Origin of the sequence: Acinetobacter sp. UBA5984 (assembly GCF_002429925.1) — a bacterium.
In the GTDB taxonomy this organism is placed as follows: Bacteria; Pseudomonadota; Gammaproteobacteria; order Pseudomonadales; family Moraxellaceae; genus Acinetobacter; species Acinetobacter variabilis.
The window spans coordinates 20,269-27,993 of record NZ_DJBE01000070.1; the positions used below are offsets into that span (position 1 = coordinate 20,269).

The following is a 7,725-nucleotide window of genomic DNA, read 5'->3' on the forward strand; positions in this document are numbered from 1 at the left end:
TGACAAAACTATAAATTTAGGGGTTTCGATTGGATAGGTTGGTCGTGGCGGGATGAGCAATAAGCCGAAAACATTAAAATGGTTGATATTTGCAATTCTAGCCTTTTTTGTCTTTGTAATTCTGCAAGTTCCTGCAGCTTGGTTAATTTCAAAATTTTATAAGAATAATCAGGTCTTACATAATGTTAGCGGGAATATCTGGCAGGGAAGTGCGGACTGGAAAAAAGGTAATCTTCAGGGAAGTCTGAACTGGCAGGTTCGTCCTTTGGACCTGTTGTTGCTGAGATTAGGGGCGAATATTGATCTGCATAGCGGTAATACCCAGTTTTCGGGTGTGATGGGCTATGGTCTGAATAAAACTTTAACCGTCAAAAATCTTGAGGGACAACTTGCACCTGAAACTTTAAAGAAGATAGCTGACTGGCAATGGCCAACCAACCCGATTCAGTTTAAAGAACTTGATTTTAAATATAAAAAAGAGCAAGGCTTTAGCCATGTAGATGGCCAGATGCAGTGGAGCGGTGGTGAGCTCATTTACACGTTTGCCCAGCGTCAGGAGCGTATGAATGTGCCAGTTCTGAGTGGTCAGCTATCCGATGAGAATGGTCAGTTGCTGCTGGACGTGCGCGACAATCGCGATCAACGTATGTTGAGTATTAAACTGGATCCAAGCCTGATGCTGGATATTCAACTGACACAGCGCTTTTTACTCAATACCCCTTCTTATACCGGTAAAGCTGGACTGGATACTTATGTGATTAGTACCCGTCAGCCTTTAATGGGGGGCTTCAACTGATGGCAAGCCCACTTGATTATTTTAAAAATATTGATTTGAAACAGACAGAGCGTATCGCTCCAATTTTACTGTTTCTGCTGATTCTGTATTTATGCTGGAAATTGGCTGCTTTATTCTGGCTTCTGGTGGCTCCACCACAAGCGATGCAGATTGATCAGGTAGAACTGGGGTCACAACAGGCTCAAGTGCCGAACATTAGTGCCTTTTCACTATTTCAGGAAAATACTTACGCAACGAATACTGCTGAAACTGCCAATATTGTCTTGCAGGGGGTTGTGGTAGCGAGCCCAAGCTATAACTCTTCAGCAGTCTTGAAAATTAATGACCAGTCTGACCGTTATCGGGTCGGAGAAGTATTAGGGAATAGCGGTTTTACGCTGGCTGAAGTGTATTGGGACCGGGTGATTTTGCGTAAATCAAGCGGTGCTACCCAAGAAATCCTGTTTAAAGGGTTGGAAAATGGTTTAAACCAGCCAATCGTGCCGGATACCTCAGCAGCATCTTCAAATTCGATGCCTCCGACACATACGGAAAGTGATATGCCCGAACAACCTTCGCCACAGAGTGAAATCAATCGAGCCATCCAGCAGATGCAGGAAAATAAGGACCAGTATTTACAGAATATGGGGGTAAGTGCAGCAGAGGGTGGTTATGAAGTCACTTCACGGACACCGGCTGCACTGCGTAATCGCTTGGGATTAAGACCGGGAGACCGGATTTTGTCTTTGAATGGTCAGACCCTGTCACAAGGACAAACCGAAGCACAGTTACTGGAACAGGCTCGACGTGAAGGTCAGGTCAAACTCGAAATAAAACGTGGTGATCAGGTGATGACCATACAACAGGATTTGAAGTGATGTGTCATCACGCATAGGGTTAGGAAACACAAAAGTTTATGGCTTTATTTAATAATAATCGATCAGCATGGGCATTCTGTGTGGCCGCACCATTGGTTGCTATGGTCAGTACGGCAAGTTATGCGCAAACCTGGAAAATCAATCTTCGGGATGCAGACTTAACCGCATTCATTAATGAAGTGGCGGATATTACCGGTAAAAATTTTGCGGTAGATCCCCGGGTTCGAGGCAATGTCACGGTCATTTCCAACAAGCCACTGAATAAAAATGAAGTTTATGACCTGTTTTTAGGGGTCTTGAATGTCAATGGTGTAGTGGCCATCCCTTCAGGAAATACCATCAAATTGGTTCCAGATAGTAATGTCAAAAGCTCCGGGATTCCTTATGATGCACGTCATCGTGCGACTGGTGACCAGATTGTCACACGTGTGATCTGGCTGGAAAATACCAATCCGAATGACCTGATTCCGGCCCTGCGTCCATTGATGCCACAGTTTGCTCATTTGGCTGCTGTTCCAGGTACCAATGCACTGATTGTGTCGGACAGGGCGACCAATATCTATCAGCTGGAAACCATCATCCGTAATCTGGATGGCACGGGTCAGAATGATATTGAAGCCATTAGTCTGCAATCCAGCCAGGCCGAAGAAATGATCGAGCTGATTGACTCTATGGCAGCAACTGGTGCAGCTAAAGATTTGCGTGGTTCGCGGGTGCGGGTCATGGCAGATGTGCGTACTAACCGGATTCTGATTAAGGGTGATCCGGCGACACGCAAGCGCATTCGTCAGATTATTGAAACGCTGGATGTGCCTGCAGCAGACCGTCTGGGTGGCTTAAAAGTCTTCCGTTTGAAATATGCCAGTGCCAAGAATCTTTCGGAAATTTTGCAGGGATTAGTGACAGGGCAAGCAGTCAATACTGGTTTAGATAATTCTTCTTCTAGTTCGTCTTCATATAATCCGACTAATAACCTGAATAACAACAGTACTACTAACTCAAACAGCTCAACCGCATCCAATATTCAGCTCAATACTGGCATGAAAACCGAGCAAGGCGGGATTAGCAGCTTTAATGCCAATGGCGTCAGTATTATTGCGGATGCCACGCAGAATTCTCTGGTGGTTAAAGCAGACCCGCAACTGATGCGTGAAATCGAATCTGCCATTGATCAGTTAGATGTACGCCGTCAACAGGTTCTGATTGAAGCTGCAATTATTGAAGTAGAAGGGACAGATGCGGATCAGTTGGGTGTGCAATGGGCCCTGGGTGATATCAGCAGCGGAATTGGTCTGATCAATTTTGATAATTTTGGCACCAGCCTGAAAAATATTGCAGCGGGTTATCTTACTGGCGGTGGTACGGGTGCAGCGAGTACCGTAGGCGCAGGCAGTTCGCTAGTGATTGGTGATTATCGTGAAGGCAGTGATGGTTCACGCCGTTTATACGGCGCGATGATTCAGGCCTTAAAAGAAACCACCAAGTCTAATCTGCTGTCTACACCGTCGATTGTGACCATGGACAATGAAGAGGCTTACATCGTTGTCGGTGAAAATGTACCCTTTGTGACAGGTTCAGTTTCTACAGGAGCCGCAGGTGTTGCTAATCCTTATACCACCATTGAGCGTAAAGATGTCGGCGTAACCTTAAAAGTCGTGCCGCACATTGGTGAAGATGGTACGGTACGTCTGGAAGTTGAACAGGAAGTTTCAGATGTAAAAGCCAATAAGGGTCAAGCGCAAGATCTGGTCACTAGCAAACGTGCGATCAAAACCTCGATTCTGGCAGAACATGGACAAACGATCGTATTAGGTGGCTTGATTTCGGACAATACCAGTTATGGACGCCAGGCAGTACCAGGTCTGGGAGCAATTCCAGGGGTGGGACGTTTGTTTCGCTCAGAAGGTAAGTCTAATCAGAAACGTAACTTATTGATCTTTATCCATCCAACGATTGTGGGAGATAGAAATGAAGTGCGTAAACTGACGCAGCAACGTTATGGTCAACTCTATAGCCTGCAATTGGCACTCGATTCAGACGGTAATTTTGCCAAGCTACCGGAAAGTGTTGAAGATGTGTATCAACAGCGTATTCCAGTTTCCAAGACACCACTGACGAATTCGTCCTACCAGAATGTTCCGAGTGCGCCAACGCCGTCAGCCTCAGTAGTGGCTACACCGGTAGCAATTGAGCCGGGGATTCAGCGACAAGTGGTAGAGCAGCCAGTCCAGCAGGTTGAAAAAAGTAGAAATACCGTTACAACAACCACACTTAGACCCAAAAGCTAGACCATTCGCATTTGCATACAGCATGTTATGATAATGTCAAAGAGAATAGAGAAGTAGATTTCATGATTTGGAAAATACAGGCAATTACCGACGATTTGACCGGACAGGAAATAGCGATTGACCGTGACATGCTGGTGGGGCGTCATCAGGCGGCTGATATTGTGCTGCAGGCTGCGGAAATCTCGCGTAAGCATGCTGCTTTTCTACTGAAAGACGATGCACTGTGGGTACAGGATCTAGGCTCATCTAATGGCACTTTCGTGAATGACTTGCGTATTGAGCAGGAAACGCGATTAAAACAAGACGATGTAGTCCAGTTTGCCAGCTTGAAATTTCTGGTTTTTGAACCTGTAGCGCCTGTTGAAGTGGCGCCAGAAGTTGAAGAAACAGCAGAGCAAGTGGTTGAAGAAATCGAAACGGTTGAGAAAACCCCTGCCCAGCAGATGAATGATCAGGGTATTCCAGAATTGAGAGAGCGTGGTGCTTCAGTCAACTTGACCCGTGATGGTATGCCGACCAATGTAGGTATCCCAAAACCTGCGCCTATTGCTGAGGGTGTAGACCTGAGCTCAGTTAAGCCAGAACCAGCCCCAATTCCGGTGGAACAGCCTGTTTCTCGTGTAGAGCAGGAAAAAGAAGCACAGAAAAATGCATCTATTGGACTGATTTCACTGATCGTTCTGATTATTTTGGCGATTATCGCTTGGGTGTTGTTTAAATAAGCCCATGATTGGTTACAATCGAGGCATGCATCACGCATGCCTTTTTTATGGCTGCAAATAAAGAAAATGAGGGTCAGGATGTCAATTGCACAACTAGAACAACGTAAGCTGATTTTATTCGATCTGGATGGCACCTTGGTGGATTCAGCCCATGATCTGTATCGGGCCATGAATATGAGCCTGAATGTCTTGCAGCTACCACTGGTGACTGAGGAACAGGTACGGGTCTGGATCGGTAAAGGAACGTCCAAGTTCTGTGAAAGTGTACTCCAACATCTGGTGGGAGAAGTATTACCTGCCCAGCATCAGGAATTACTTACGACGTTCCTGGAAATTTATAATGCCGATCCTTGTGTAGATACCAAGCCATTTGATGGAATTATCGAGTTTCTGGAATGGGGTAAGGCTAATGACAAAAAACTGATCTGTGTGACCAATAAACCAGAAGAACCGGCACGCAGTATTCTGGATATCCTCGAAATGGCGAAATACTTTGATGACACCATTGCTGGTGATCGCTTTGCCGAGCGTAAGCCAGATCCGCGTCAGTTGTTGCATTGTGTGGAACATTATGGTGTGACCAAAGATCAGGTGCTGATGATTGGTGATTCGGTCAATGACATTGAAGCTGCGCGCCGTGCGGGTATAGATTGTATTGTAGTCAGCTATGGCTATAATCATGGTGAAAATATAGCAGACTGTGATCCTCAAGAAATTGTCGATGATCTACGTGAGTTGCTTGCTTAAATAAGGTACGAAGGAAATAAGATGAATAGTTGTAAGGTTTTTCGATGGCGTCGCTCAGTCCAATTCCATTTTCATACTGAGTAACTCCAATTTAAAGAGAAAAACCGAATGACAACGTCAGCTCAATTCCAGCAACTTGCATCTCAAGGCTACAACCTGATTCCTGTATACCGTCAGCGTCTAGCCGATACAGATACTCCTTTATCTATCTTTGCCCGTCTGAAACAACACCAACAGGCTTATCTGTTCGAATCTGTGGAAGGGGGAGAGAACTGGGCGCGCTATTCAATTATCGGTTTGGGTGAATCTACTGTGTTTTCCTGCAATGCAGGTGAACTCACAGTTCAGCATCCAGATGGCTCGATTGAAAAGCAGCATTGCAGCGATCCTTTCCAATATATTCGTGATTTCCAGAAGCAGTTTAAGGTGCCAACCCAGGCAGAGCTGCCAAGTCTGCCAAGCTTCACCGGTGGTCTTGTCGGTTATTTTGGTTATGACTCAGTACGTTATATCGAACCTAAGCTAAAAAATGTGCCTGAAGCCGATCCTGTAGGCTTGCCAGATATCTGGATGATGCTGTCCAAAACCGTCATCGTATTTGATAACCTGAAAGATACTCTGTTCCTGATTGTACATGCCGATGCAACGGATCCGGCAGCTTATGACAAAGCACAGCAGCAGCTGGATGAGCTGGAAAATATTCTGGCCACACCGGTAAGCCTGAAAGCAGAAAAACATACAGCACCGCATTTTGAGTCTTTAACTGGACATGACAACTTTATTGCCTCCATTGAAAAGGTAAAAGAGTACATTCGTGCCGGAGATGTGATGCAGGTCGTGCCAGGTCATCGTATGGTTTCTGATTTCGATGGTGAGCCTTTACAGGTCTATCGCGCATTACGTCACCTTAATCCATCGCCTTATTTGTTCCTGGTACAAGGGCAGACCCTAGAAAACAATACGCCGTTCCATATTGTGGGTTCTTCGCCTGAAATTCTTTCTCGTCTGGAAAATGGCATTGCGACTGTTCGTCCACTGGCGGGTACGCGTCCACGTGGCAAGACCAAAGAAGAAGATCTGGCACTGGAAAAAGATTTGCTGTCTGATGAAAAAGAAATTGCCGAGCACTTAATGCTGATTGACTTGGGCCGAAATGATGTCGGTCGTGTATCCAAAATCGGTAAAGTACAAGTCACTGATCAAATGGTGATCGAACGTTACTCGCATGTGATGCACATTGTGTCGAATGTACAAGGTGAAGTACGTGATGATGTCGATGCACTGGATGTTTTTAAGGCAACTTTCCCTGCGGGAACACTTTCTGGTGCGCCAAAAATTCGTGCCATGGAAATTATTGACGAAGTTGAGCCAGTAAAACGCGGAATTTTTGGCGGCGCTGTCGGTTATTTAGGCTGGCATGGTGAAATGGATATGTCGATTGCCATTCGTACCTGCGTGATTCGTGAAAATAAGGTCTATGTTCAGGCGGGAGCAGGGCTGGTTGCGGACTCAAATCCTGAGTCAGAATGGAATGAAACCCAAATAAAAGCTCGCGCAGTGATCAAAGCGGTTGAATTATCATCAAACGGATTGATTTTGTGAGTTTTTGGCGTTTTTTTTGAAAAAAACACTTGCACGGATTCTAAGTTTTGCTAAACTGCACACCGTTCCGATACGAAACGTACGAAACACTAGGAAACGCCGGCATAGCTCAGTTGGTAGAGCAACTGACTTGTAATCAGTAGGTCCACAGTTCGAATCCGTGTGCCGGCACCATCTTAGAGAGTTTGGAATGCGAAGTAAAGAACGACACTGATGTAAGTGTAAAAAATGGTGAGGTTCCCGAGCGGTCAAAGGGGGCGGACTGTAACTCCGCTACGAAAGTTTCGAAGGTTCGAATCCTTCCCTCACCACCAATTTTAAGACTTCAAAGTGGTAAGTACCAACATCGTGCGGGAGTAGCTCAGTTGGTAGAGCGGCAGCCTTCCAAGCTGCATGTCGCGAGTTCGATCCTCGTCTCCCGCTCCATTGTTTGAAGTACTAATATTTGCTCTTATAGCTCAGTGGTAGAGCACTCCCTTGGTAAGGGAGAGGTCTCGAGTTCAAATCTCGATAAGAGCTCCAGATTACAGTTTGGCAACGTGGTTGCAAAAATATTTCAAAAGCAGGCTATTTAGTCTGCTTTTCAAGTATTTGGTGTTTGGTTTTTTTTAAACGATATGTCGGAGCTGGGTTTTACTCAGAATTGTGTTCGACGTAAACGAGGAAGATTAACATGGCTAAGGCTAAGTTTGAACGTAATAAGCCACACGTTA

Annotated in this window: 6 protein-coding genes and 4 tRNA genes; all 10 read left to right on the forward strand. The window is 45.5% G+C overall.

Going from position 1 to position 7,725, the window contains the following annotated elements:
• Nucleotides 1-52: 52 nt before the first annotated feature.
• The 10 genes from gspN to B3J29_RS11465 all read left to right on the forward strand — a co-directional run bounded on the left by gspN (nt 53) and on the right by B3J29_RS11465 (nt 7,534).
• The gene (gspN, locus tag B3J29_RS11420; protein WP_005232542.1) at nt 53-796 is read left to right on the forward strand and encodes a type II secretion system protein N; all 744 of its coding nucleotides are present in this window, start codon (nt 53-55) and stop codon (nt 794-796) included.
• Nucleotides 796-1,653, forward strand: coding sequence for a type II secretion system protein N (locus tag B3J29_RS11425; protein WP_005232540.1), 858 nt, complete (start codon nt 796-798; stop codon nt 1,651-1,653). The genes gspN and B3J29_RS11425 overlap by 1 nt, the downstream gene beginning before the upstream one ends.
• Nucleotides 1,654-1,691: 38 nt before the next feature.
• Nucleotides 1,692-3,941 carry a type II secretion system secretin GspD gene (gene gspD / locus B3J29_RS11430; protein WP_005232538.1) on the forward strand — a complete coding sequence of 750 codons (2,250 nt, stop codon included), beginning with the start codon at nt 1,692-1,694 and terminating at the stop codon, nt 3,939-3,941.
• Between the two features lie 62 nt (nt 3,942-4,003).
• The gene (locus tag B3J29_RS11435; protein ID WP_005232536.1) at nt 4,004-4,663 is read left to right on the forward strand and encodes an FHA domain-containing protein; all 660 of its coding nucleotides are present in this window, start codon (nt 4,004-4,006) and stop codon (nt 4,661-4,663) included.
• A gap of 78 nt (nt 4,664-4,741) precedes the next feature.
• The gene (gene gph / locus B3J29_RS11440) at nt 4,742-5,410 is read left to right on the forward strand and encodes a phosphoglycolate phosphatase (protein WP_005232534.1); all 669 of its coding nucleotides are present in this window, start codon (nt 4,742-4,744) and stop codon (nt 5,408-5,410) included.
• A gap of 108 nt (nt 5,411-5,518) precedes the next feature.
• Nucleotides 5,519-7,012, forward strand: a complete 1,494-nt coding sequence (gene trpE, locus B3J29_RS11445) for an anthranilate synthase component I (RefSeq protein ID WP_005232532.1) — start codon at nt 5,519-5,521, stop codon at nt 7,010-7,012.
• A gap of 98 nt (nt 7,013-7,110) precedes the next feature.
• A tRNA-Thr gene (locus tag B3J29_RS11450) sits at nt 7,111-7,186 on the forward strand.
• Between the two features lie 56 nt (nt 7,187-7,242).
• A tRNA-Tyr gene (locus tag B3J29_RS11455) sits at nt 7,243-7,326 on the forward strand.
• Nucleotides 7,327-7,362: 36 nt separating this feature from the next.
• Nucleotides 7,363-7,438: transfer RNA gene (locus B3J29_RS11460), tRNA-Gly, on the forward strand.
• 21 nt (nt 7,439-7,459) lie between these two features.
• Nucleotides 7,460-7,534, forward strand: a tRNA-Thr gene (locus B3J29_RS11465).
• Nucleotides 7,535-7,725 lie beyond the last annotated feature (191 nt).